This is a genomic window from Variovorax sp. P1_G12, from assembly GCF_056405555.1.
This window is the reverse complement of sequence record NZ_JBFUBW010000012.1, coordinates 79,666-103,087: the sequence shown is the minus strand read 5'-3', so window position 1 is coordinate 103,087 and position 23,422 is coordinate 79,666. Positions and strand designations below refer to the sequence as shown.

22 protein-coding genes are annotated in these 23,422 nt (G+C 68.9%); 10 read left to right on the top strand and 12 right to left on the bottom strand.

What is annotated here, in order from left to right; genetic code table 11:
* Positions 1–48: 48 nt before the first annotated feature.
* Both AC1D2O_RS15830 and AC1D2O_RS15825 read left to right on the top strand, forming a co-directional pair.
* On the top strand, positions 49–357 hold the full coding sequence (locus AC1D2O_RS15830) for a DUF485 domain-containing protein (protein WP_442284308.1): 309 nt from the start codon (positions 49–51) through the stop codon (positions 355–357).
* Complete coding sequence (locus AC1D2O_RS15825) at positions 354–2,078, top strand: cation acetate symporter (RefSeq protein WP_478157417.1); 1,725 nt, start codon at positions 354–356, stop codon at positions 2,076–2,078. Before AC1D2O_RS15830 ends, AC1D2O_RS15825 begins: the two co-directional genes overlap by 4 nt.
* 281 nt (positions 2,079–2,359) lie before the next feature.
* Here the strand turns inward: AC1D2O_RS15825 and AC1D2O_RS15820 are convergent, their stop codons facing one another.
* The 10 genes from AC1D2O_RS15820 to AC1D2O_RS15775 form a co-directional block, all read right to left on the bottom strand.
* Positions 2,360–2,989 (bottom strand): 3'-5' exonuclease, encoded by a 630-nt coding sequence (locus AC1D2O_RS15820; RefSeq protein ID WP_478093937.1) that lies wholly within the window; start codon positions 2,987–2,989, stop codon positions 2,360–2,362.
* Positions 2,986–4,827 carry a putative nucleotidyltransferase substrate binding domain-containing protein gene (locus tag AC1D2O_RS15815; protein WP_478093939.1) on the bottom strand — a complete coding sequence of 614 codons (1,842 nt, stop codon included), beginning with the start codon at positions 4,825–4,827 and terminating at the stop codon, positions 2,986–2,988. The genes AC1D2O_RS15820 and AC1D2O_RS15815 overlap by 4 nt, the downstream gene beginning before the upstream one ends.
* A gap of 107 nt (positions 4,828–4,934) precedes the next feature.
* Positions 4,935–5,609 carry a TetR family transcriptional regulator C-terminal domain-containing protein gene (locus AC1D2O_RS15810; protein ID WP_478093941.1) on the bottom strand — a complete coding sequence of 225 codons (675 nt, stop codon included), beginning with the start codon at positions 5,607–5,609 and terminating at the stop codon, positions 4,935–4,937.
* A gap of 37 nt (positions 5,610–5,646) precedes the next feature.
* The gene (locus AC1D2O_RS15805) at positions 5,647–6,615 is read right to left on the bottom strand and encodes a PDR/VanB family oxidoreductase (protein WP_478157415.1); all 969 of its coding nucleotides are present in this window, start codon (positions 6,613–6,615) and stop codon (positions 5,647–5,649) included.
* A gap of 7 nt (positions 6,616–6,622) precedes the next feature.
* Positions 6,623–7,642 carry an ABC transporter substrate-binding protein gene (locus AC1D2O_RS15800; protein WP_478092419.1) on the bottom strand — a complete coding sequence of 340 codons (1,020 nt, stop codon included), beginning with the start codon at positions 7,640–7,642 and terminating at the stop codon, positions 6,623–6,625.
* Positions 7,643–7,683: 41 nt separating this feature from the next.
* Positions 7,684–9,084 carry an FAD-binding oxidoreductase gene (locus AC1D2O_RS15795; protein WP_478157413.1) on the bottom strand — a complete coding sequence of 467 codons (1,401 nt, stop codon included), beginning with the start codon at positions 9,082–9,084 and terminating at the stop codon, positions 7,684–7,686.
* A 141-nt stretch (positions 9,085–9,225) separates the two neighbouring features.
* Positions 9,226–10,107: an ABC transporter permease gene (locus tag AC1D2O_RS15790; RefSeq protein ID WP_478092415.1), complete on the bottom strand. Its 882-nt coding sequence runs from the start codon at positions 10,105–10,107 to the stop codon at positions 9,226–9,228.
* A complete protein-coding gene (locus AC1D2O_RS15785) occupies positions 10,085–10,885 on the bottom strand; it encodes an ABC transporter ATP-binding protein (RefSeq protein ID WP_478092424.1) in 801 nt (266 codons plus the stop codon). Before AC1D2O_RS15785 ends, AC1D2O_RS15790 begins: the two co-directional genes overlap by 23 nt.
* 2 nt (positions 10,886–10,887) lie before the next feature.
* Positions 10,888–11,709: a creatininase family protein gene (locus AC1D2O_RS15780; protein WP_478092413.1), complete on the bottom strand. Its 822-nt coding sequence runs from the start codon at positions 11,707–11,709 to the stop codon at positions 10,888–10,890.
* A gap of 202 nt (positions 11,710–11,911) precedes the next feature.
* Positions 11,912–13,819 carry an acyl-CoA synthetase gene (locus tag AC1D2O_RS15775; protein WP_478157412.1) on the bottom strand — a complete coding sequence of 636 codons (1,908 nt, stop codon included), beginning with the start codon at positions 13,817–13,819 and terminating at the stop codon, positions 11,912–11,914.
* A 145-nt stretch (positions 13,820–13,964) separates the two neighbouring features.
* Between AC1D2O_RS15775 and AC1D2O_RS15770 the strand changes: the two genes are divergently transcribed.
* The 8 genes from AC1D2O_RS15770 (at position 13,965) to AC1D2O_RS15735 (ending at position 20,880) form a co-directional block, all read left to right on the top strand.
* The gene (locus AC1D2O_RS15770; protein ID WP_478157411.1) at positions 13,965–14,348 is read left to right on the top strand and encodes a VOC family protein; all 384 of its coding nucleotides are present in this window, start codon (positions 13,965–13,967) and stop codon (positions 14,346–14,348) included.
* Entirely contained in the window at positions 14,332–15,561 is a 1,230-nt protein-coding gene (locus AC1D2O_RS15765) for an NAD(P)/FAD-dependent oxidoreductase (protein ID WP_478157410.1), read from the top strand. Before AC1D2O_RS15770 ends, AC1D2O_RS15765 begins: the two co-directional genes overlap by 17 nt.
* A 95-nt stretch (positions 15,562–15,656) precedes the next feature.
* On the top strand, positions 15,657–16,172 hold the full coding sequence (locus tag AC1D2O_RS15760; protein WP_478157409.1) for a DUF1269 domain-containing protein: 516 nt from the start codon (positions 15,657–15,659) through the stop codon (positions 16,170–16,172).
* A 48-nt stretch (positions 16,173–16,220) separates the two neighbouring features.
* Positions 16,221–17,384 (top strand): cytochrome c oxidase subunit II, encoded by a 1,164-nt coding sequence (locus tag AC1D2O_RS15755; RefSeq protein WP_478093669.1) that lies wholly within the window; start codon positions 16,221–16,223, stop codon positions 17,382–17,384.
* Between the two features lie 26 nt (positions 17,385–17,410).
* Entirely contained in the window at positions 17,411–19,177 is a 1,767-nt protein-coding gene (gene ctaD / locus AC1D2O_RS15750; RefSeq protein ID WP_478157486.1) for a cytochrome c oxidase subunit I, read from the top strand.
* Positions 19,178–19,220: 43 nt separating this feature from the next.
* Positions 19,221–19,847, top strand: coding sequence for a cytochrome c oxidase subunit 3 (locus tag AC1D2O_RS15745; protein WP_478157408.1), 627 nt, complete (start codon positions 19,221–19,223; stop codon positions 19,845–19,847).
* A gap of 11 nt (positions 19,848–19,858) precedes the next feature.
* Positions 19,859–20,557, top strand: a complete 699-nt coding sequence (locus AC1D2O_RS15740) for a heme-copper oxidase subunit III family protein (protein ID WP_478157407.1) — start codon at positions 19,859–19,861, stop codon at positions 20,555–20,557.
* A gap of 8 nt (positions 20,558–20,565) precedes the next feature.
* Complete coding sequence (locus AC1D2O_RS15735) at positions 20,566–20,880, top strand: cytochrome C oxidase subunit IV family protein (protein ID WP_442284327.1); 315 nt, start codon at positions 20,566–20,568, stop codon at positions 20,878–20,880.
* A 270-nt stretch (positions 20,881–21,150) separates the two neighbouring features.
* On the opposite strand, the gene AC1D2O_RS15730 is transcribed toward AC1D2O_RS15735, so the two are convergent.
* Together AC1D2O_RS15730 and AC1D2O_RS15725 are read right to left on the bottom strand one after the other, a co-directional pair.
* Entirely contained in the window at positions 21,151–22,779 is a 1,629-nt protein-coding gene (locus AC1D2O_RS15730; protein ID WP_478094114.1) for an MFS transporter, read from the bottom strand.
* 6 nt (positions 22,780–22,785) lie between these two features.
* Complete coding sequence (locus tag AC1D2O_RS15725) at positions 22,786–23,304, bottom strand: Lrp/AsnC family transcriptional regulator (RefSeq protein WP_478094112.1); 519 nt, start codon at positions 23,302–23,304, stop codon at positions 22,786–22,788.
* Between the last annotated feature and the right edge of the window lie 118 nt (positions 23,305–23,422).

Genomic DNA, 23,422 nt, shown 5'->3' with positions numbered 1-23,422 from the left:
GCAGGCCTCATCCCAGAATCATCCCGACCGATGTCCAGGAGACCAATCATGAGCGACCCCGTGGTGGAGAAGATCCAGTCGAACCCCAAGTACCTCGAGCTGCGACGCAAGCGAAACCGCTTCGGCTGGTGGCTCACGGCGCTGATGATGGTGGTGTATTACGGCTACATCGCGCTGATCGCGTTCAACAAGCCCTTCCTCGCGCAGCCGATCGGCGGCGGCGTGACCACCATCGGGATTCCGATCGGGCTCGGCGTGATCGTCTTCACGATCCTGATCACGGCCTTCTACATTCGCCGCGCCAACGGCGAGTTCGATCGCCTCACGGCCGAGATCATTCGCGAGGCCACGCGATGAAAGCCCGCCACCTCACCGTTGCCGCGCTGCTGGGCGGCGCCTGCACCCTGGCCTCGGCGGCCGGTGCCGATCTCGGCCAGGCCGCCAAGCAGCCGACCAACTGGATCGCGATCGCGATGTTCTCGGGCTTCGTGCTGCTGACACTGTGGATCACCAAGTGGGCCGCCTCCAAGACCAAGTCGGCGGCCGACTTCTACACCGCCGGCGGCGGCATCACCGGCTTCCAGAACGGCCTGGCGATCGCCGGCGACTACATGTCGGCGGCTTCCTTCCTCGGCATCTCGGCGGCGGTGATGGCCACCGGCTACGACGGGCTGATCTACTCCATCGGCTTCCTGGTCGGCTGGCCGGTCATCACCTTCCTGATGGCCGAGCGGCTGCGCAACCTGGGCAAGTTCACCTTCGCCGATGTCGCCGGCTACCGCTTCCGGCCCGGACCGATCCGCGCCTTCGCGGCCTCGGGCACGCTGGTGGTGGTGGCCTTCTACCTGATCGCCCAGATGGTGGGCGCCGGCCAGCTGATCAAGCTGCTGTTCGGGCTCGACTACTGGGTGGCGGTGGTGATCGTGGGCGCGCTGATGATGGTCTACGTGCTGTTCGGCGGCATGACCGCCACCACCTGGGTGCAGATCATCAAGGCGGTGCTGCTGCTGGCCGGCGTGAGCTTCATGGCGCTGATGGTGCTGGCGGCCTTCAATTTCAGCCCCGAGGCGCTGTTCGCCAAATCGGTCGAGGTGCGCACGAAGATCGCGGCCAATGGCGGCAAGAGCCCGGCGGAGGCCGCGGCGATAGGGCTCGGCATCATGGGCCCGGGCGGCTTCGTGAAGGACCCGATCTCGGCCATCTCCTTCGGCATCGCGCTGATGTTCGGCACCGCCGGACTGCCGCACATCCTGATGCGCTTCTTCACGGTGCCCGATGCCAAGCAGGCGCGCAAGTCGGTGTTCTGGGCCACCACCTGGATCGGCTACTTCTACCTGCTGATCTTCATCATCGGCTTCGGCGCCATCACACTGGTGCTGACCAACCCCGAGTTCGCCGACGTCGCGACCGGCACCATCAAGGGCGGCGGCGGGGCAGCCAACATGGCGGCGGTGCTGGTGGCCAAGTCGGTCGGCGGCAATGTTTTCTTCGGCTTCATCTCGGCGGTGGCCTTCGCCACCATCCTGGCGGTGGTGGCGGGCCTGACGCTGTCGGGCGCCTCGGCGGTGTCGCACGATGTCTATGCGACGCTGATCAAGAAGGGCAAGGCCGACAGCCGGGCGGAGCTCAAGGTGTCGCGCATCACCACGGTGGCGCTGGGCATCGTCGCGGTGCTGCTGGGCATCGCCTTCGAGAAGCAGAACATCGCCTTCATGGTGTCGCTGGCCTTCGCGGTGGCGGCCTCGGCCAACTTCCCGGTGCTGTTCATGTCGGTGCTCTGGAAGGATTGCACCACGCGCGGCGCGGTCGTCGGCGGCTCGCTGGGGCTGGTGTCCTCGGTGGCGCTGACCATCGTCTCGCCGTCGGTGTGGGAGGCCACGCTGGGCCATCCGGTGGGTTCGGCCTGGTTCCCCTATGCCTCGCCGGCGCTGTTCTCGATGACGCTGGCCTTCGTCGGCATCTGGTTCTTCTCGATCACCGACCGCAGCCGGCAGGCGCAGCAGGAGCGGGCCGCCTTCCCGGCGCAGCAGGTGCGCTCGGAAACCGGACTCGGGGCTTCGGGCGCATCGGGGCATTGATGGATCGCGGCCGCAGCGCACCCGCCGGGGCCAGGCCGGCGCCGGGCCGCCCCAAGGCGGCCTGCGGCCCCCCCGGGGGGCAGCGACCACACGAAGTGAGGGAGCGTGGGGGCCAGGCCGGCGCTGGGCCGCCCCAAGGCGGCCTGCGGCCCCCCCGGGGGGCAGCGACCACACGAAGTGAGGGAGCGTGGGGGCCAGGCCGGCGCCGGGCCGCCCCAAGGCGGCCTGCGGCCCCCCCGGGGGGCAGCGACCACACGAAGTGAGGGAGCGTGGGGGCCATCTCACGCCAGTGCGCGCAGCTTGAGGAAGGCCAGTGCCGCCATCACCGCATCGTTCAGTGCATCGTGCGCCGGGCGCTGCGGCAGGTCCAGCGCCGCCATGATGGCGGCGAAGCGAAGGTCGATGTCGCCATTGCGAAGGTGCGGCGAACGGCGCCGGTTCACGTGGTCGTAGTAGAGCGCCGAGACCTCGATCTTCGGCTGCGGCAGGCCCATGCCCAGCATCGGAAACAGCACGCGGTCGATCATCGCGACGTCGAACTCGAGGTAGTAGCCCACCAGGGGCCGGCTGCCGATGAAGTGCATCAGGCGCTGCACCGCGGCGTCGGCCGTCAGGCCCTGCGCCAGGTCGCGCTCGCGCAGCTGGTGCACGCGCACGCTGCCGGCGGCGACGCTGCGGCGTTCGGGCCGCACCAGCAGCTCGAGCCGCTCGCTGCACATCACCCGGTTGCCCTGGATGCGCACTGCGGCGATCGCGACGATCTCGTCGCGCCGCGGGTCCAGTCCGGTGGTCTCGCAGTCGATCGCCACCCACTCGTCGGCGGGCGGCGGATCCCACATGAAGCGAAAGCGCGGGTCGCCCAGGTGCTGGAGCAGCCACCAGCGCTTGAGGGCGGAGAGCCAGCCGGTCACAGCGCGTCCAGCCGGAAGCTCAGGCGCAGCATGCGGCGAAAGCGCTTGACCACCTCCAGCGTGTCCTTGAGCAGGTCGCGCTCGAGACTGCTCATGCGGGCCGGATCGATCTGGCCCGTCACCGTGTGCCCGGCCTCCTGTTCCGCCAGTCCGGCCTTGAGCCTCAGGCCCATGAAGAAATAGAGGCTCTCGAGCACGTCGGTGGCGAGCTCGCGCTCGATGTGGCCGCCGGCGGCCAGGGCCTCGAGGCGCCCCGTGGTGGAGCTCGTGTCCAGGCCCGCGCGCAGGGCCAGGCTGCGCACGCCATGCACGATCGGGAACAGGCCCTGCTTCTTGATGTCGAAGCGCTGCCCGGCTTGCTCGCCAAGCGTCAACAGGCGCTGCCACCAGCGCGGGTCGTCGGCGAAGGCATCGATCGCCGCGGCGAATCGCGCCAGCATGGCGTCGTTGTCGGTGGCCAGAGAGAACAATCGGGCCCGCACGCCGGCCAGCAGCGCGGCGTCGCCGGACACTGCGTGGGCATCGAGGAAGATCGCCAGTGCCATCAGCCGCTCGCCATCGGCCTGCAGCAGCCACTGGCAGGCGCGTTCTCCGAACTCGGCCTGGCTGCCGCGCCACTGCGGACTCGAGACCATGATGCCGCCGGGACATTCGGGGTAGCCGAATTCGATCAGTGTGCGCGTCAGGCGGGCGCAGATCTCGTCCAGGTCGGCCGGCGGCGCATAGCCGTCGCGCAGCAGCAGGCCGTTGTCCTGGTCCGTTTTCAGCAACTGCTCGCCGCGCCCCTCGCTGCCCATCACGAACAGGCAGCTGTTGGCGACCAGCGCCGGCGGCGCGATCAACGCCCAGGCGCGCTGGAACAACTGGGCGTTGAGTGCCTGCACCAGCGTGGCGATCTGCCCGACCCGGGTGCCGCCGCCGTGCAGCAGGCCCACCAGCTGCGTGACGTGCCCGCTGGCCCGGGCCAGGGCCTCGAGGTCCTGCGCCTCGGCGATCTCGCGGTTGATCAGGTAGGAGTGGTTGGAGAGGAAGCTGAACAGGTCGAGCGCCTCCAGCACGCCCAGGACCTCCCCGCCGCCGTTGCCGGCCATCACGACCACGCGGTGCACCTTGTGCCGCACCATGACGGTCAGCGCGTCGCCCACCGGATCGGCGGCGTTGACGGTGATCAGGCCGAAGCTGCTCACCTCGCGCACCGGCAGCCGGTCCAGCGGGGTGCCATGCAGCACCGCGCGCTGCAGCGCCGTCACGGTGAAGATGCCCAGGCGCGGCGCGCCGCCGGCCAGGTCGCGCACCAGCACGTTGGTGCTGCGCTCGGCCTGCAGCAGGCGCACGACCGAGAGAACGTCGCAGTCGGCGTCGACGAAGTGCGGCGCCCGCACGGGAATCGCATCGACCCGCGCCAGGGCCAGCGACTGGAGCTCGTGCTGGCCGCGGCGGCCCGCGATGGTGGCCAGCTTGTTCGACAGGTCGGAGAACAGCAGGGCACCGAAGGCCGCGTTGCGTGCGATCAGTTCGTTCACCGCCTCGCGCGCGAGTTGGTAGGCCAGCACCTCCTCGGCCGCCACGAAGCGCCCGCTGACCTGCCCGGCCACCAGGCTGCGGCCGTCGAAGGTGTCGTGCGGGCCGAAGCTGGCGACCGGTTCGCTGTCGCCCGGCGCGAACTGCCGCACGAAGCCCTTGATGACGACGAACAGGTGGGTCGGGGCCATGCCGGCCTCGAGGATCGCCTCGCCCTCGCGGAAGTAGGCGATGTCGACCTGCGCGCGCACCCGTTCGCGCTCTTCGGGCGTCAGGCAGTCGAAGGGCGAGTGGTCGAAGTCGAAGGCGCTGGGCATTGCGGGTGTGCGCCGGCAGCGCATGGCTGCATCGGCGTGGACCCGATGATCGACCAAAGGCCGACTTGGTGCCACCCCGCGGCATCAAGCTTTGGCATCCGCGGCCTCTAGCGGACCCCGGCGCCCTTCAGCAGGAACGCGGTCACCTGCTCGATCAGGTAGCGGCGGTCCTTGTCGTCGCTCTCCGGCATTCTCCTGAACAGCGCGACCTGCGTCGCGTGGTCCGCATAGAACTGCGTCACGGCCCACAGATGGAACAGCAGCAGCATCGGGTCCACCGGGTCCATCAGGCCCTGGTCGATCCAGTTCTGGATCACCGCCGCCGCCTGGTCGGTGCGCTCATGGCTGTGGCCCATCAGCGGCCGCAGCACTGGTGCGCCGCGCATCATCTCGGCCGTGAAGATCCTCGAGCGCAGCGGGTGTTCGAACGAGAACATCATCTTGCGATGGATCAGGTCGCTGAGCACCTTGCGCGGCCCGAAGGCCTCGTCGCTGAAGCCGAAGACGCCGATCCAGTCGTCGATGATCCCCTGCAGCACCTGCCGGTACAGCGCCTCCTTGCTCTCGATGTAGTAGTGCAGCTGCGCCTTCGACAAGCCGGCCTTGTCGGCGATGGCCTGGGTCGAGGCGCCGGCCAGGCCCTCGCTGGCGAACACCTCCACCGCGGCCTGGTGGATCAGGGCCTGCAGCTGGGTGTACTTGCGCGCCCGGCCGCGCGTGGCGGGCGCGTCGAGGGACTCGTCCGGTGCATTTGCGGCGTCGCTGTTCGGTGCGGTGGTCATCGGATGTACAGGGTAACAAGGCAGCCGCGCGGGCCGCCTACAGTTCGATCACCAGTTCCTCGCCCTTGGCGCGCGAGCAGCACAGCGCCACCTTGTGGGCGCGCTCGCTGCCGGTGAGGCAGAAATCGCGATGCTCCGCGCCCTCGCCCTCGCAGCCCACCACGCAGGTGCCGCACAGGCCCTGCTCGCACGACACCGGGATGTCGATGCCGAAGCCACGCAGCGCGTCGACCGCGCTCTGGTCGCCGGCCACCGGCACGCGGATGTTGCGCTGCGCGAGCCGCAGCACGAAGGGCTTGCCGGTGCCGCCCGCGGCATCGGCGGGGGCCGCGAAGTACTCGGTGTGCACCACGTCCTCGGGCCAGTGGGCGGCCGCTGTGCGAACCGCCTGCATGAAGCCGGCCGGACCGCAGACGTAGAGGTGGGTGCCCGGGTCGTGCCGCGCCAGCAACTGCCTCAGATCGATCTTCTGCGAAGCGTCGCCGGCGTCGAAGTGCAGCCGCACGTGCGGCGCCAGCGCCGGCGCGCGCAGCGCCTGCGCGAAGGCCAGGTGCTCCTCGCCGCGCACGAACAGGCAGAGTTCGAAGTCGGCGCTCGAGCGGGCCAGCGCCTGGGCCATCGCCAGCAGCGGCGTCATGCCGATGCCGCCGGCCAGCAGCAGGTGGCGGCGGGCCTCGCCGCGGATCGGAAAGCTGTTGCGCGGCGCGCTGATCGGCAGCAGGTCGCCTTCGCGGACGCGGCCATGCATCGAGGCCGAGCCGCCGCGGCTGTCGGTCTCGCGCTTGACGCCGATCAGGTAGCGCGAGGCCGCGCTGCCGTCCGCGCCGGCGTCGCTGGCCAGCGAGTACTGGCGCGAGAAGCCGCCGGGCATGTGGACGTCGATGTGGGCGCCGGCCTGGTAGGCCGGCAGCGCGCGGCCGGCCGGATGCACCAGTTCGAAGGCCAGGATCTCCGGCGTCTGGCGCGCGATGCGCGCGACCCGCACGGTGAGGTTTCGCTCGACCATGGCCGGGCTACTTGGCGGCTGACTTGCGCAACTCGACCCCGGTGCCCTTGTTGACGAACTGCGTGGTGTAGGCGTCGCGGTAGTTGAAGTCGGTGGGCTTGTAGAGCCCGGCCGACACCGTCTTGTCGTAGAAGTCCTTCATGCGCTCGTCGCTGATCGCGCCGATGCCCTTGGTGGCGGCGTCGCCGACGTCGATGTGGGCGCGCAGGATCGGGATCGATTTCTCGATGTAGTCGTCGCTGATGTCCGGGTTGATCTTCTGGATCATCTCGTCGGCCGCCTTGCGGTCGCCGTAGAGGTAGTTGTAGGTGCCGATGTTGGTGGCCTCGACGAAGCGGCGCACCACGTCGGGCTTGGTCTTCACCAGGTCCTGGCGGGTCTCGATCACCATCCCGTAGGTCGACCAGCCGGCGTCGGCCAGCGACAGCACCACCGGCTTGAAGCCGGCCTGCTTCTCGACCGCCAGCGGCTCCGAGGTCGCATAGGCCTGCTGCACCGCCTGCTTGTCGGCCAGGAACTGCGACAGGCTGTAGTTGTACGGGCGCACCTGCTCGTCGCGCATGCCGTAGGCCTTCTTCATCCATTGCCAGTAGCTGATCTGGCCGTCCTTGGCCAGCAGCACGGTCTTGGCGCGGGCCAGGTCGGCGAACTTCTCGAAGCCCTGGCCCGGGTGGGCGATGATGGCCTGCGGGTCCTTCTGGAAGTAGGCCGCGACCACCACGGTCGGCACCTTCTGCTTGATGTTGTCGAAGGCCATCAGCATGTTGCCGGTCATCAGGAAGTCGACCTTTCCGGCCGGCAGCATCGGCCGGTTGTTGACCTGCGGGCCGCCCTGCTGGATCTCGACATCGAGCCCGTACTTCTTGTAGGTGCCGTCGGCCAGCGCCTGGTAGAAGCCGCCGTGGCCGGGCTGGGCGCGCCAGTTGGTGGCCAGCACCACCTTGTCCTGGGCGAAGGCGGCGAAGGCGCTGCCGGCGAGCACGGTGGCCAGCAGGCTGCGGGCGATGAAGCGGGAGTCGGATTGCATCGTGGTTCCTCGGGTTGTGTCTCTGTCGGGGTGTTGCGGGTTCAGGCGTCGCGCGCCATGTCGGGGTGCCAGCCGCGCGTCTTGCCGGGGTTCATCAGGCCCATCGGGTCGCTGCGCTTCTTGAAGTCGATCTGCTGCGTGTCGATGGTCTTCATGCCGCCGTCCTCGATGGTCACGACGTGCGGGTTGAAGATCTGGCAGCCGCCCTGCGATTCGATCTCGCGCATGACCTCGTACTGGTGCGCCTCGCCCTTCCAGCGCACGAGCAGGATCGAGAAGGTGCCGTACTCGCCGCCGGCGCGTGCGAACTCGTGGTGCTGCAGCACGTCGTCGCCGAAGATCTCGATGTGGCGGTCGACCACCGCGGGATCGAAGGGCTGGGCGTAGGCCACCTGCAGGTAGGTCCAGCTGCGGTCGACCTTGAGCGCCTGCAGCGTCGTGTGGTTGTAGGCGCATTCGTAGGCCGGCGGCAGGCCGGCCGCCTGCAGCTCGGCCTCGGTGCCTTCGAGCGAGACGCGGCCGCCGTGCGCCGCGACCAGCGCGCGAAAGGCCGGCATCGACCCGGGCGCGACCATCGCGAACATCGCATGGCGGTCGGGCGGGAAGTGCTCGCCCAGCGTCGCGTAGTAGGGCGAGAAGCGCGCATCGACGGCCGACAGCAGGAACAGCTCCAGCGCCGGCGTGCTCGCGGCCACGCCGAAGTCCAGCACCCGCCGGTAGCTGTCGAACAGCGCGATGCAATGCACCCATTCGACCGCCGGGCTCAGCGCCACCTCGACCTCGGTCAGGATGCCGTTGGTGCCGTAGGCGTGGTGCACCTGCTGGATCTCGTCGCCGTGCAGCTCGATGATCCGCGGCTCGCGCTCGACGGTCATGATGCGCGCGCGCAGCAGGTTGCCCGGGTCGCGCAGGATGCCGTGGCGGATCGAGCCGATGCCGCCGAAGCCGCCGGCGATGAAGCCGCCGATCGAGGCCACGTGCCAGGTCGAAGGCCACATGCGCAGCGCCTGGCCGGTCTCGGCCACCGCGAGGTCGATGTCGTGCATGCGGGCGCCGGCCTGCACCCGCACGCGGCCGTCGCCGATCTCGAGCACGCGGCTCATCGGCGTGACGTCGAGCACCAGCCCGCCTTCGAGCGGCACGCACTGGCCGTAGTTGCCGGTGCCGCCCGCGCGCACCGTGAGCGGCAGCTTCCACTTCGCGGCCACCGCCGCGGCCTGGCGCACGTCGTCCTCGGTCGAGACCCTGACCACCAGGTCGGCCACGCAGCCAGCGAGCTGTTCGGTCAGGATCGGGCTGTACCAGTAGAAGTCCTTCGAGAGCTGCTTGCGCTGGCTCGCCGAATCGATGACGTTGAGGCCATGCAGGTCGCGCCGGACGGCGTCCCAGTCGATGGCGCCTGTTTCAGGAAGGGTGTCTCGTTCAAGGACGGTCGAATTCATCATGTGCTTTTCAAGTGGCTCGCAGCCGTGGGTTCCCATTCCCTTCGTGGAACACCGCGGAACCGGCTTCGCCGGGCCGCTGGTGTTGCCCCCGGCAGGGGGGGCGCCCGGACACGAAGTGCCGGGCAACCTGGGGGCGAGCTACCTTTCCCTCCTCATTTCGCTCTCGTGCCAATGGCCCAGAACGGCGCGCGACAAGGCGGCGAACACGATGAAGATCACGATGCCCAGCAGGGACACCAGCAGCAGGGCCGCGAACATCATCGGGATCTCGGTGCGGAAGCTCGATTCGAGGATCCGCGAGGCCAGCCCGGTCTCGCGGCCCGCGGTGCCGGCCGTGAACTCGGCCACCACGGCGCCGACCAGGCTCAGGCCGCCGGCGATCTTGAGGCCGGCCATGAAGTAGGGCAGCGCGCTCGGCGCCAGCAGCAAGCGGAAGGTCTGCCAGGGCGAGGCCTTGTAGAGCTGGAACAGGTCGCGCAGGTTGCTGTCGGCGCTCTTCAGGCCGATGACGGTGTTCGACAGGATCGGGAAGAAGGCCACGATCCAGGCGCACAGCAGCAAGGCCGCGGTGGTGCTCGACACGTAGATCAGGATCAGCGGCGCGATCGCGATGATCGGCGTCACCTGCAGGATCACCGCGATCGGGAACAGGCCGATCTCGACCCACTTGAAGAGCGCGAAGGCGATTGCCAGCAGCACGCCGCCGACGATCGCCGCGGCCAGCGCGAGCAGCGTGAGCTTGACCGTGAACCACAGCGCGCTCGACAGCGTGTCCCAGTTGTCGATCAGGGTGGTGAAGATCAGCGACGGCGCCGGGATGATGTAGTGCGGCACATGGTTGACGCGCACCAGCACTTCCCACAGCGCGAGCAGGCCGGCGACGATCGCGATCGGCACCGCGATGCGCAGCAGCGACTCGCGCCGCCGCAGCCGCTCGTCGCGCGCCTGCAGCTGGGCGGCCGAGGGCGCGTCCTGCAGCTGCGCCAGCGCCGGTTGCTCAGTGATCGATGTCGACGCCATGGAGGGCTCCGTGCAGGGATTGCGACACCGCGGTGCAATGCGCGTTGTAGCGGGTGGAGGTGCGGAAGGCTTCGCCGCGCGGATAGGGTTCGTCGATGCGGATCTCGTCGATCACGCGGCCCGGGCGCGGCGCCATCACCACGATGCGGTTCGACAGGTAGACCGACTCGTAGACGCTGTGGGTGACGAAGATCACCGAGAAGCGGTGCTCGCGCCAGATCGCCAGCAGGTCGTTGTTGAGCTTGATGCGGGTCATCTCGTCGAGCGCGGCGAAGGGCTCGTCCATCAGCAGCAGGCGCGGCCGCGTGACCAGCGCCCGCGCGATCGACACCCGCATCTTCATGCCGCCCGACAGCTCGCGCGGATAGACGTCGGCGAAGCGCGAGAGGCCGACCATCTCGAGCACCTGCGCCACCACCGGCGCCGCTTCGTCGCGGCCCATGCCGGCGAGCTTGAGCGGCAGCCAGACGTTGTCGAACACCTTGGCCCAGGGCATCAGCGTCGGCTCCTGGAAGACGAAACCGAGCTCGCGGTCGCTGGTCGAGGCGACGCTGTTCGCGGCCGACCAGGCCACCTCGCCCGAGCTGATGCGGGCCAGGCCGGCGATCAGGCGCAGCGCGGTGCTCTTGCCGCAGCCCGAGGGGCCGAGGAAGCTGATGAAGTCGTGCTCGCCGCAGTCGAGCGTCATGCCCTGCAGCGCGAGGGTGCCGTTGGCGAAGCGCTTGCTGACGTTGCGCAGGCTGACCAGCGGCGGCGTGGAGGGCGTGGCTTCGGCCATGCTCAGCGCCAAGCCGGTTCGTTGGCCAGCCGCTCGATCGGGAAGCGATGGACTTCCTGCAGCAGCTCGACGAAATTCCGCCCGACGTGGTCGAGCACCGCCTGGCCCTTGGCCGCGGTGGCGAGCGTGGCATCCCCGGCCGCACCGGCCGGATTGATGTCGTGCATCTGCCAGCCGAGCTTGCCGGTCGGGGTGATCGAGAGGAACCGGTTCTCCTTCGCCAGGTCTTCGGTCAGCGAATGGAAGTTGCGGAAGTTCTCGGGCCGCACGTGGTCGGGCGTCAGGTGCAGCATCACCGAGCTTTCGAGGTCGCCCGCGTGCACGCCGTGCTTGCCTTCGTGCGCCGTGAAGAGGCCTTCGGGCAGACCCAGCGTGTACCAGTTGGCCGCCACCACCATCATGTCGTGCGACTCGCGCAGGTCGCGCGCGACGATGTCCATCACCGCCATCTGGCCGCCGTGGCTGTTGTAGAGCACCAGCTTGCGCACGCCGGCGCGGGCGACGCAGGCGCCGATGTCCTTCCATTGCGCGATCAGCGTCGAGGCCGACACCGTCAGCGTGCCCGGGTAGCGCGAATGCTCGTTGCTCTTGCCGTAGGCCACGGTGGGCAGGAACAGCACCGGCAGGTCGTCCGGCAGGTGCGGGATCGTCGCGCGCACCATGCCGTCGATGGTGGCGGTGTCGGTGGACATCGGCAGGTGCGGTCCGTGCTGCTCGGTGGCGCCCACCGGCAGGACGGCGATCAGCCGCGAGCGGTCGAGGCGGGAAAACTCTTCGCTGGTCAGGTCGGACCAGTAGCGGCTGCGCGGGCGGGCGGAACTCATCAAGCACCTCGTTCGTCGTGAAGGTGCCTAAATTATCCACTCGGTAAAGAAAGAGTCTTAGCGTTTACCCGAAAAGTTGTCACAAAGCCAAAGCCAGGAATACCGCGGAACTGGCTCCGCCGGGCCGCTGGTATGGCCCCCGGAGAGGGGGTGCCTGAGCCACGCGAAGTGGGCGAGGCTGGGGGTGATCTTGATCATTCGGTCAAATACGCCAGGCAATCTCGTGCCGCGCCTCCAGTCGGCCGAGCCGCTCGTCGATCTGTCGGGCCAGGGCGCCTTGCGCGGCCTCGGGGACGCCGCGGATGCCGATCGTGACCAGGCTGCCGTGCACCGCGTTCGCGCCCACCTCGACCTGGAAGCCGCCGGCCTGCGGAAGGTCGGCCAGCAGCTGGGTCACCACGCGCCGCGCGGCATCCCAGCGCAGCGCGGGCTTGAAGATCTTGCCCACGGCCGTCAGCGGCATGGGGTCGACAAAGAGGACGTTCACCGGCACCGCGGCACGCTCGGGCGTGCGTGCCCGGACGAAGTCGAGCAACGCCGCCTCGTCGAGCGCCGCGCCGGCCTTCAATTGCACATACGCGACGGGCATCTCGCCAGCACGGATGTCGGGCTGGCCGACGACCGCCGCCAGCGCGACGGCGGGGTGCTGGAAGAAGACCTCCTCGATCGCCAGCGGATCGATGTTGTGGCCGCCGCGGATGATGAGATCCTTGGCGCGGCCCGTGAGCCAGAGATAGCCTTCGTCGTCCAGCCGGCCCAGGTCGCCCGAGTTGACCCAGCCGGGCTCGACAAAGGCCTGGCGGTTGTGCGCGTCGCTGACGTAGCCCTTGAAGACGCCGGGCCCCGACATGGCCACCACGCCGATCTCGTTGACCGCGCAGTCGCCTTGCCAGCGGCCTTCGGCGTCGACTTTCACGATCCGCACCCGGCTGTAGGGGAGCGCGTGGCCCACCGACCCGATGCGCAGCGGGCGTTCGGCGTAGCTCATGGAATGAACGCTCGAAGTCTCGGTCATGCCGTAGACCTCCAGCACCGGCCGGTGCAGCAACTCGCCGTAGGTCTTGCAGACCGCCACCGGAATGGCAGAGCCGCCGCCCGAGACGATCTCGATGCTCGACACGTCGGCACCGCCCACCGGCACGTTCAGCGCGGCGGCGAGCACCGTCGGAACGCCGCCGAACACGGACGGCCGGTAGCGTTCCACCAGGCGCCACACGTTGCGGACCGCCTGGGGATCGCGCCAACCGGCGGGCGAGACCACCACCAGCGTGCCGCCGGCGCACAGCGTGGCCAGCCCCTGCGTGAGGGCGCCGCCGACGTGGAACAAGGGCAGGCCGAAGAGCAGGGTCCGCCCGCCGCCCACCGGCAGCATCAGGCTCAGCGCCCAGGCCTGGTAGACCTGGTTGGCGTGGCTGTGGCGTACCAGCTTGGGCGAGCCCGTCGTGCCGCCGGTGTGGAAGTAGCCCGCCGTGTCTTCGGCGCTGATGCGGCGCCCGCTGAGCAGGCGATCGGAGGGGCAGGCGTCGATCCGCTGCTCGAAACTGTGGACCGCGCCGGTGCCGTCCGGACCGCCGCGCACGACCACGATGGCTTCGAGATCGGGCAGCTCGCCGCGAATGGCCTGCACCTTGTCCCAGATGTCGGAGCCTTCCGTGGGGCCGAGCGCCACCAGGACCTTGGTCTTCGCGGCACGCAGGATCTCGGCAATCTGGGCGGCCGACAGCCAGGCATTCACCGGGTTTGCGATGCCCGCCGCCTGCGCGCCGAACAGGGCATAGAAGCTCTCGGGAATCAGCGGCAGGAGCAGGCTGACGACATCGTTCGGCCCGACGCCCAGGTCGTTGAACAGGTTCGCCGCCTGCGTGACGCGGGCGATGAACTGGCGATGGGTGACCGTGAATGGCGCTTCCTCGGGGTCGCCCCTGGTCAGGAAGTGGAGCGCGGGTTCATCGGGCGCATGCGCTGCGCCAAGCTGCAGTGCCTGGTAGGTGCTTTGCGCAGCGATGCGCTCCATGTAGGGCGTGGCCTCGAAGGTCTTCACCGCTTCCGGCGTGCGCAGCGAAGGGACGTCGGCGCCAATCACACGATCCAGCAAAAACGGACCCATCATGATGTTCCTCCAGGATTTTTGGGGCCGCCGCCAAGTCAGAGGCCTGCGGAATTCTGGGTTGGAGCCGGCGGCGAAGCCACCCGACTTACCCGAACGATCGAACGCCGATGGACGTAATATTTGTGGTCTTCCTTGGAGAAGCATCATGCCCATCCGGTTGAATCACACGATCGTCAAGGCCCACGACCCGCGGGCGTCCGCCGAGTTGCTGGCCGAGTTGCTCGGACGCGGCGCGCCGGTCCCGTTTGGCCCGTTTCTCGGCGTGGAGGTCGACAACGGCGTCACGCTGGATTTCATGCGCGCCGACGGCGACATCGACGGGCAGCATTACGCCTTTCTCGTGAGCGAAGGCGAGTTCGACGAGATTTTCGGCCGCATTCGCGAACGCGGAATCACCTACTGGGCCGACCCCGGCCAGCACCGTCCCGGCGAGATCAACCATGGCGACGGCGGCCGCGGCTTCTACTGGAACGACCCGGATGGCCACTTCCTCGAGATCCTCACCCGTCCTTATGGCAGCGGCGCCTGATCCGATCGCCGCCGACCCCGCTCCGTCGTCCTGTGAGGTGCTCGTGGTGGGCGCGGGCCCCGCCGGCAGCGCCTGCGCACAGAGGCTCGCGCGCGCGGGCTTCGACGTCGTGCTCGCCGACCAGCACGACTTTCCGCGCGACAAGGTCTGCGGCGACGGGCTGATCCCGGACGCGCACCGCGCGCTGGCGCGCCTGGGCGTGCTCGATGAAGTGCTGGCGCGCGCCAGGAGCGCGCGGCACGTCGGCTGCGTCGGCCCGCGCGGCGGGCGGGTCGAGGTGCCGGCGCGGCTGGCGGTGCTGCCGCGCCGCGAGCTGGACGAGATCACCCGGCGGGCGGCGCTCGCGGCCGGTGCGCGCTGGCTCTCGCCGGCACGGTTCGAGGCGCCGTTGCTCGATGCAGATCAGCGGGTGGCCGGTGCGAGCTTCACGCGGGCGGGCGGTGTCCCGCACACCCTGCGTGCGCGCTGGACCGTGCTCGCCACCGGCGCGGCGTCCGGGCCTCTGAGCGCCGCGGGCCTCTGCGAGCGGCGCGCGCCGAGCGGCATCGCCCTTCGCGGCTACGTGAAGAACGAAGCCATGGTCGACCGCGTCACCGACCTCGACGTGGTGTGGCATCGCGCGCTGCGGCACGGCTACGGCTGGATCTTTCCGTGCGCGGGCGGCGTGTTCAACGTCGGCGTCGGCTTCATCGGCCCGGCCGATGTGAACCTGCGCGATCTGTTCGATGCCTTCACGCGCGTCCACCCGCCCGCCCGCGAGCTGATGGCGTGCGGCATGCCGCTCGGCCCGCTCAAGGGCGCGCCGCTGCGCTGCTCGCTCGGCGGAGCGCGCTGGTCGCGCGCCGGACTGCTGGTGGCGGGCGAGGCTGCGGGAAGCACCTATTTCTTCACCGGCGAAGGCATCGGCAAGGCGCTGGAGACCGGCATGCTCGCCGCTGAAGCGATCGGCGCGGGGCGTGACGAAGGACGGGACGACGCGGGAGTGCGCGCACGCTACGAAGCCGCGTTGAGCGCGCTGAAGCCGCGCTTCGCCGAGTACGAGCAGGCCAACCGCATCAACAACCACCCGTGGCTGGCCGACCTGCTCGTCTGGCGCGCGAGCCGCAGCGACAGCATCCTGAACCGCCTGAGCGGCGTGCTGGAGGAAACCCACGACCCGGGCGATCTCGTGACGGCCCGGGGCGTCCTGCGGCTGTTTCTGCCTCTGGGTTGAAGAGGTTCGTCGGCCGCCGACTTGATAACGGCGTCCCTTGGGCATATAAGTGGTCATGGTTCCTTATTGCGTCGCGAGACGGAAAGGAGGGCCCCATGCGGAGACGAACTTTCTGGCTGATGCCGGACCCGGCGAGCGCCAGGCGAGCGATGCACGATCTCGTGCAGGCGCGCGTCGACGTTGCGCGCATTCATTTCGCCGCGGCGGACGGCGCCGACATGACCGGGCTTCATGCGGCGAACGTGTGGCAGACCTCGGACCTCGTTCACGCGGCCAAGACCGGCTGGGTGGTCGGAACGGCCTGCGGCATCGTCATCGGCCTGATCGCCGCGCTGATGTTTCCGATCGTGGGCGACGAGCCCGAGTGGGAACTGGCCGTGGTGCTGGGCGTCCTCGGCGGCGTGACCGGCGCGTGGTCGGCGAGCATGATCGGCATATCGATCCCGAGTCCCCGCCTGCAGCGCTTCGAAGGCGCCATGGCGCAGGGCTGGATTCTCCTGATGGTGGACCTGCCGCGCTCGCGCGCGCAGGACATCGAGACGCTGATGCGGACCGCGCATCCCGAAGCCCTGTTCGAGGGCGGGGAGCAGCAGGTCCCGGCGTTCCGCTAGCGGCGCGCACGAACCGCGCAACGACGATGACGAGTCAAGGTGCCGCCCATGATCATGGCTGTCGCCCTGCTGCTCATCGTGATCGGTTCCGTGCTGTTCCATTGGCTCAATCCTTGGTGGACCACCCCGCTGGCGTCCAACTGGCAGCAGATGGACGACACCCTGACCATCACGCTGGTGATCACGGGCATCTTCTTCGTCGCCATCAACCTGTTCGTCGTCTACACGCTGGTGCGCTTCCGTCATCGCGACGGTCGCCGCGCGGCGCATGAACCCGAGAACAAGAAGCTCGAGCGCTGGCTGATCGGCGGCACCACCGTCGGCATCATGGCGCTGCTGGCGCCCGGCCTCGTGGTGTACGCGAACTATGTCCGGGAGCCGCGCGACGCCCTCGTGCTGGAGGTGCTGGCCCAGCAGTGGCAATGGCGCTTTCGCTTCCCGGGCGAGGACGGCAAGCTGGGCGCGACCGATGCGCGCTTCTTCAGCGCCACCAATCCGTTCGCCATCGACCCCGCCGACCCGGCCGGGCAGGACGACCTCCTGATCGCCTCCGACGAGGTGCACCTGCCGCTCGGCAAGCCGGTGTTGGTGCTGCTGCGCTCGAACGACGTGCTGCACGACTTCTTCGTGCCGCCCTTCCGCGCCCGGATGAACACGGTGCCGGGGCAAGTCAGCCGCTTCTGGTTCACGCCGACCGTCGCGGGCCGCTTCGAAGCGCTCTGCGCGCAGTTGTGCGGCGTGGGCCATCCCAACATGCGCGGCTTCGTGGTGGTGGAGGATCCGGCGGCCTACAAGGCCTGGCAGGTGGCGCTGCCGACCTTCGCCAGGACGCAGGCCAAGGCCCCCGAGGCCCCGTCCGGCGGCGAGGCGGCCGGCGGCGCCGGCGCACGCGTCGAACAGGGCCGCGCGCTGGCGGACGCCAAGGGCTGCGTGGCCTGCCACACGATCGACGGCAGCCCGCGCGTGGGGCCGACCTGGAAGGGCCTGCACGGCAAGACCGAGACCATGGCGGACGGCTCGACCGCGCTGGTCGACGAAGCCTATCTGCGCAGCTTCATCCGCGATCCACAGGCCCGCCACGTGAAGGGCTTCCCGCCGGTCATGCCCAAGATCGAGCTGAGCGATGAAGAGCTGGCCGCGCTGGTGGCCTATATCCAGAGTCTGGGCAGCCCGCCGGCGCAGGCTGCCACCGAACAGAAGGCTCCGCGATGAACCCTTCTTCGCCCTCGGGGTCCGCCATGGCCCATGACGCCGACGCCGAGCACCACGCGCCGCAGAGTTTCCTGACCCGCTATGTCTGGAGCCAGGACCACAAGGTGATCGCGGTCCAGTACGCCTGCACCGCGATCGCGGTCGGCGTGGTGGGCCTGGTGCTGTCCAACCTGATGCGGCTGCAGCTCGGCTTTCCGGGCCAGTTCGAGTTCATCAACGCCGAGCGCTATTACCAGTTCGTGACCATGCACGGGATGATCATGGTCATCTACCTGCTCACGGCGCTGTTCCTCGGCGGCTTCGGCAACTACATGATTCCGCTGATGGTGGGGGCGCGCGACATGGTGTTCCCCTACCTCAACATGCTGAGCTTCTGGGTCTACCTGCTGTCGGTGGTGGTCCTGATGGCGAGCTTCTTCGTCGAGGGCGGACCCACCGGCGCGGGCTGGACGCTGTACCCGCCGCAGTCGATCCTGCCCGGCACGCCGGGCCATGCGGGCGGCATCGTGCTGATGCTGGTGTCGCTGGTCATCTTCATCGTGGCGACGACGATGGGCGGGTTGAACTACGTGACCACCGTGCTGCAGGCGCGCTGCGAAGGCATGACGCTGCTGCGCATGCCGCTCACGGTGTGGGGCATTTTCGTCGCCACCATCCTCGCGCTGCTCGGTTTTCCGGCGCTGTTCGTCAGCGGCGTGATGCTGTTGCTCGACCGCACGCTGGGCACCAGCTTCTTCATGCCGGCGCTGGTGTCGATGGGGCAGGTGACCGGCTACAAGGGCGGCAGTCCATTGCTGTTCCAGCACCTGTTCTGGTTTTTCGGCCATCCCGAGGTCTACATCGTGGCGCTGCCGGCCTTCGGCATCGTCTCCGACCTGATCAGCGTGCACGCGCGCAAGAGCATCTTCGGCTACCGCATGATGGTGTGGGCCATCGTCGCCATCGGCGGACTCAGCGTGGTGGTCTGGGCGCACCACATGTTCGTGAGCGGCATGAACCCGTACTTCGGCTTCTTCTTCGCGACCACCACGCTGATCATCGCCGTGCCCACGGCGATCAAGGTCTACAACTGGCTGCTGACGCTGTGGCGCGGCGACATCCACCTGTCGGTGCCGATGCTGTTCGCGCTGGCCTTCGTCTGCACCTTCGTCATCGGCGGGCTGACCGGGCTGTTCCTGGGCAACGTGAGCGTGGACATTCCCCTGTCCGGCACCTACTTCGTGGTGGCGCACTTCCACATGGTGATGGGCGTGGCGCCGCTGCTGGTGGTGTTCGGCGGCATCTACCACTGGTTCCCGAAGATCACCGGCCGCATGCTCGACGACCGGCTCGGCCAGCTGCATTTCTGGATCACCTTCATCGGCACCTACCTGATCTACTTCCCGATGCACTACCTCGGCGTGCTGGGCATGCCGCGGCGCTACTACAACTTCGACGGCTACAAGTTCATTCCGCCGTCGGCGTTCAGCCTGAACGAATTCATCACCGTGATCGCGCTGATCGTGGGCGTCGGGCAACTGCTGTTCATCGTCAATCTCGCGTGGAGCGCCTGGCGCGGCCGGCCGGCCGACGCCAATCCCTGGCGTGCCGCCTCGCTCGAATGGCAGACGCCGACGACGCCGCCGGGCCACGGCAACTGGGGGCCGCGGCTGCCGGTGGTCTACCGCTGGGCCTACGCCTACGGGGTGCCGGGTGCGGCGGAGGATTTCATCGCGCAGAACGCCCCGCCGGAAGCCGGGGGCGAGGAGCCCGAATCGGAAGGCCGGGGCGAAGTTCGAGGGGCGCCGGCATGAGCGCAGCGCCACGTCGCTCCCAAGCCAGCTCGGAGGTCGCCTGATGAGCCCGGGCGCCGCCTTGGGCGTCCGCGGTGTCGACCGCGGCGGCCGGCTTCGCGATGCGCGCGCGAGCGCGGCCAGCATCGGCCTGTGGGTCTTCATGGGCGTGGCCACCGCGTTGTTTTCGCTCTTCATCATGGCCTACGTGATGCGCATGAGCGGCGACGATGCGGTGACGATCGCGCTGCCCAGGCAGCTCTGGCTCAGCTCGGCGCTGCTGGTCGCCGGCAGTGTGACGCTGCAATGGGCCCATCACGCATCGCGCGGCCCCGACGGGCGGCGCGCGCGTCGCCTGCTGCTGGCCGGCGGTCTCTGCGCCCTGGGCTTCCTGGGCGCGCAGCTGTGGGCCTGGCAGGCGCTGTTGAGCGCACAGGTGATGCCGGCCGGCAATCCGGCGGGCAGCTTCTTCTATCTGTTGACGGCCATGCACGGACTCCATCTGGCGGGCGGGCTGGTCGGGTGGGCATGGACGGCGCGCGCCGCGTGGCCCGATCCTGCCAAGGCCGCATGGCGCATCGCGCTGTGCGCGCGCTACTGGCACTTCATGCTGGTGGTGTGGCTGGTGCTGTTCGCGATGCTGGGCTGGGTGACGCCGGAGGTGGCGCGCTTCATCTGCGGCACATCCTGAGGAGGCTTCCCATGACCAGCGTCACGATCGCAGCAGCGCCCTTGAATCCGGCCATCGCCGCCAGCGGCTGGCGCGGGCTGATTGCCGACTGGTCTTCCGATCGCCAGGCGTTCCATGTCTCGTGGGGCAAGGCGATGATGTGGATCTTCCTGCTCAGCGACACCTTCATCTTCAGCTGCTTCCTGACCGGCTACATGACGGTGCGCGCCTCGACCACCGCGGAGTGGCCCAACCCGAGCGAGGTGTTCGCGCTTCATGTCGGGGGGGCCGACATCCCGCTGCTCCTGATCGCGATCATGACCTTCGTGCTCATCAGCAGCAGCGGCACGATGGCGATGGCCGTCAATTTCGCCTACCGCCGCGACCGCGTGAACGCCGCCACGCTGATGCTCGTGACCGCGACCTTCGGCGAACTCTTCGTCGGCATGCAGGCCTTCGAATGGTCCAAGCTGATCATCGAGGAGGGCGTGCGGCCCTGGGGCAACCCGATGGGGGCGGCGCAGTTCGGCTCGAGCTTCTTCATGATCACCGGCTTTCATGGACTGCACGTGTCGGCCGGCGTGGTGTTCCTGTTCATCGTGGCCTTCAAGCTGATCCGCGGCGACTACGACAAGACCGGCAACTACCAGATCGTCGAGATCGCCGGCCTGTACTGGCACTTCGTGGATCTGGTGTGGGTGTTCATCTTTGCGCTGTTCTATCTCTGGTGAGGACGACCATGAACCCCGGCACAGGCCAACAACATCCGATCAGCCTCTACCTCAAGATCTGGGGGCTGCTGTTCGTGCTCAGCACGCTGTCGTACCTGGTCGACTACTTCCATTTCCAGGGCTATCTGCGCTGGGGCCTGATCATCACCTTCATGCTGCTGAAGGCCGGACTCATCGTCGCGGTCTTCATGCACATGGCCTGGGAGCGGCTGGCGCTGGTCTATGCCATCTTGCTGCCGCCCCTGTGCCTGCTGGTGCTGGTCGGCCTGATGGCGGCGGAGGCCGGCCATACCTTCCTGACGCGGCTGCTCTTCTTTCATTAGGTTTGGCTCGCCCCCAGGTTGGGCTCACTTCGTGTAGCCCGCCCACCCCCTACCGGGGGCAACACCGGCGGCCCGGCGAAGCCGGTTCCGCGGTGTTTCACCAACGGGCCTGGCTGCGCCGGCCAGCGATCGGCGCTGGGGTTTTTCTACAGCTGCGCGCAGCGCGCTTGTTCGTGGGCAGTCGCGGAACCGGCTTCGCCGGGCCGCTGACTGCGCCCCCGGTAGGGGGTGGGCGCCCGGACACGAAGTGCCGGGCAACCTGGGGGCGAGTCACCGGTGGGCGATGTAGCGGGTCACGATCGGCAGCGCCTCGCCGTGGTGGAAGGCCAGCCTGCGCTCGCGCAGGGCCATGTCGGCGGCGGTGGCGCGGTGGAAGCGGCGCAGGTGCTCGGTCCAGGATTCGTCGACGATCTGCTCCACGTAGCGGCCGGGCTCGGCGATGTCGTGCAACAGCTCCCAGCCGATCGCTCCCTGGCTCAGGCGCGCGCGGCGCGTCTCGTGCATGACCAGGTGGAAGGCGGCCGCGCGCGCCGGATCGATCAGGTATTCGACCGCGATCACCACCCGGCCGGCCTCGTCGGGCGCGCTGGCCGGCGGGCCGGCGGCCCAGCCATGGCGCGCCGGGCTGGTGTCGTCGTCCTCGCCGGTGCCGTCGGTCACGTAGCGCAGCGCCAGCCCCATGCAAAGGACCGCCGTCACCGAGGCGATGCCGAGGCTGGTGTAGATCGAGCTGAGTTCCGCCACCTGGCCCCACAGCGCGGCCCCCAGCGCGCTCGCCCCCATGATCGCCATCTGGTACATCGACATGCCGCGCGCGCGCACCCAGTCGGGCAGCGCCAGCTGGGCCGAGACCGAGAGCGTATTCGCGACCGTGATCCAGGCCATGCCGCCGAGGAACATCGCGGGCACCGCCACCCAGGCATTGGGCGCCACGGCCATGACGGCGGTCGCGCCCGCTTGCAGCAGCGTGCCGCGCAGCACCAGCTGATCGCGCGCCAGCGCCTGCCGCAGCCGGGGCAGAAACAGCACCGCCACGATGGCGCCCGAGCCCATCGCCGCCAGCAGCAGCGTGAAGGTGCCGGCGCCGCCGCCCTTGAGGTTGCGCGCCAGCAGCGGCAGCAGCGCCAGCACCGCGGTGGAATGCAGGAAGAAGATCGAGATCCGCACCAGCACCGCGCGCATGCGCTGCGACTGCCGCACGAACTGCACGCCGACGCGCATCGCGCTGATCAGCCGCTCGCGGCCGAGCGGATTGGGCGTGTGCTCGCGCCGCCAGCGCAGCACCACGAAACCCGAGGCCACGCACAGCACCGCGTTGAGTCCGAACACCCACACGGTGCCCGCGCTCGCGATCAGCGCACCGGCCACCAGCGGGCCGATGATGCGCGAGGCGTTCATCGAGATGCCGTTGAGCCCGAGCGCCGCCGGCAGGTGGCTGCGCGGCACCAGCTCGGGCACGATGGCCGAGAACACCGGCCAGCGCAGCGCCAGGCCGATGCCGTTGGCGAAGGTCAGGGCCAGCAGCAGCGGCGCGCTCATGAGATCGAGCACCACGGCGACGCACAGCACCACTGCCGAGCCCGCGAGCCAGAACTGGGTGGCGACCAGCCAGCGCCGGCGGTCGAGGATGTCCGCCAGTGCGCCGCTGGGCAGCCCGAGCAGGAACACCGGCAGCGTCGAGGCCGATTGCACCAGCGCGACCCAGATCGGCGAGCTGGTCAGCGAGGTCATCATCCAGGCCGCCGCGACGTCGTTCATCCACATGCAGACGTTGGCGATCAGCCAGGTGGTCCACAGCATCCGGAACACCGGGATCCGGAGCGGTTCGAGCGGGCCGACGCGCGGGGCTTGCGCGGGGGCGGAGGCGACGGGGTTTTCCTGGGGCGAGATCGGCGGCATCGCGGCCTATTGTCGGCGGCCCGGGCGGCTTGCCGTGTCGGCGGAGCGCGCGGGGGCCAGGTGCGCCAGCGGCAGGGTCCGGCTCGCCTTGACCTCGCCGAGCGAGAAGCTGGTGTGCAGGTCCTTCACGTTCGGCAGGTTCAGCAGGTGCTTGAGCGCGAAGCGCGAGAAGCTGTCGAGGTCCTGCGACACCACCTGCAGCTCGAAAGTCCCGGTGCCGCTGATGTAGTGGCAGGCGATCACCTCGGGCAGCTGGCGGATCGCGTCCTCGAGCAAGCGGGTGGCGTCGCCGGAGATGCGCTCGGTGTCGACGCGCACGAAGGCGAGCACCCCGAGCCCGATCTTCTGGCGGTCGATCTCGGCGTGGTAGCCCTTGATGACGCCGGCCTCCTCGAGCGCCCGGACCCGGCGCCAGCACGGCGCCGCCGAGAGTCCCACGCGCTGCGACAGCTCGGCATTGGTCAGGCGCCCGTCGGTCTGCAGTTCTTGCAGGATTGCAAGATCGAACTTATCAATGCTTTCCATTTAATGCCATTTTAAGCAAGATTCGTTCAAAAAGGTGGCGCCATAGGGTGCAAAACGCAAACACCTGTCGAGGCCGCAGGCATACACTTTGCGTGATGATGGCCGAGGGGTATTCGAC

Coding starts and splice junctions, on each gene's coding strand:
- AC1D2O_RS15795 (WP_478157413.1), bottom strand. CDS start 9,084: ATGAATTCGACCGTCCTTGAACGAGACACCCTTCCTGAAACAGGCGCC.
- AC1D2O_RS15740 (WP_478157407.1), top strand. CDS start 19,859: ATGACCAGCGTCACGATCGCAGCAGCGCCCTTGAATCCGGCCATCGCC.
- AC1D2O_RS15815 (WP_478093939.1), bottom strand. CDS start 4,827: ATGCCCAGCGCCTTCGACTTCGACCACTCGCCCTTCGACTGCCTGACG.
- AC1D2O_RS15825 (WP_478157417.1), top strand. CDS start 354: ATGAAAGCCCGCCACCTCACCGTTGCCGCGCTGCTGGGCGGCGCCTGC.
- ctaD (WP_478157486.1), top strand. CDS start 17,411: ATGGCCCATGACGCCGACGCCGAGCACCACGCGCCGCAGAGTTTCCTG.
- AC1D2O_RS15810 (WP_478093941.1), bottom strand. CDS start 5,609: ATGACCACCGCACCGAACAGCGACGCCGCAAATGCACCGGACGAGTCC.
- AC1D2O_RS15770 (WP_478157411.1), top strand. CDS start 13,965: ATGCCCATCCGGTTGAATCACACGATCGTCAAGGCCCACGACCCGCGG.
- AC1D2O_RS15805 (WP_478157415.1), bottom strand. CDS start 6,615: ATGGTCGAGCGAAACCTCACCGTGCGGGTCGCGCGCATCGCGCGCCAG.
- AC1D2O_RS15785 (WP_478092424.1), bottom strand. CDS start 10,885: ATGGCCGAAGCCACGCCCTCCACGCCGCCGCTGGTCAGCCTGCGCAAC.
- AC1D2O_RS15765 (WP_478157410.1), top strand. CDS start 14,332: ATGGCAGCGGCGCCTGATCCGATCGCCGCCGACCCCGCTCCGTCGTCC.
- AC1D2O_RS15800 (WP_478092419.1), bottom strand. CDS start 7,642: ATGCAATCCGACTCCCGCTTCATCGCCCGCAGCCTGCTGGCCACCGTG.
- AC1D2O_RS15775 (WP_478157412.1), bottom strand. CDS start 13,819: ATGATGGGTCCGTTTTTGCTGGATCGTGTGATTGGCGCCGACGTCCCT.
- AC1D2O_RS15760 (WP_478157409.1), top strand. CDS start 15,657: ATGCGGAGACGAACTTTCTGGCTGATGCCGGACCCGGCGAGCGCCAGG.
- AC1D2O_RS15780 (WP_478092413.1), bottom strand. CDS start 11,709: ATGAGTTCCGCCCGCCCGCGCAGCCGCTACTGGTCCGACCTGACCAGC.
- AC1D2O_RS15830 (WP_442284308.1), top strand. CDS start 49: ATGAGCGACCCCGTGGTGGAGAAGATCCAGTCGAACCCCAAGTACCTC.
- AC1D2O_RS15730 (WP_478094114.1), bottom strand. CDS start 22,779: ATGCCGCCGATCTCGCCCCAGGAAAACCCCGTCGCCTCCGCCCCCGCG.
- AC1D2O_RS15790 (WP_478092415.1), bottom strand. CDS start 10,107: ATGGCGTCGACATCGATCACTGAGCAACCGGCGCTGGCGCAGCTGCAG.
- AC1D2O_RS15755 (WP_478093669.1), top strand. CDS start 16,221: ATGATCATGGCTGTCGCCCTGCTGCTCATCGTGATCGGTTCCGTGCTG.
- AC1D2O_RS15745 (WP_478157408.1), top strand. CDS start 19,221: ATGAGCCCGGGCGCCGCCTTGGGCGTCCGCGGTGTCGACCGCGGCGGC.
- AC1D2O_RS15735 (WP_442284327.1), top strand. CDS start 20,566: ATGAACCCCGGCACAGGCCAACAACATCCGATCAGCCTCTACCTCAAG.
- AC1D2O_RS15725 (WP_478094112.1), bottom strand. CDS start 23,304: ATGGAAAGCATTGATAAGTTCGATCTTGCAATCCTGCAAGAACTGCAG.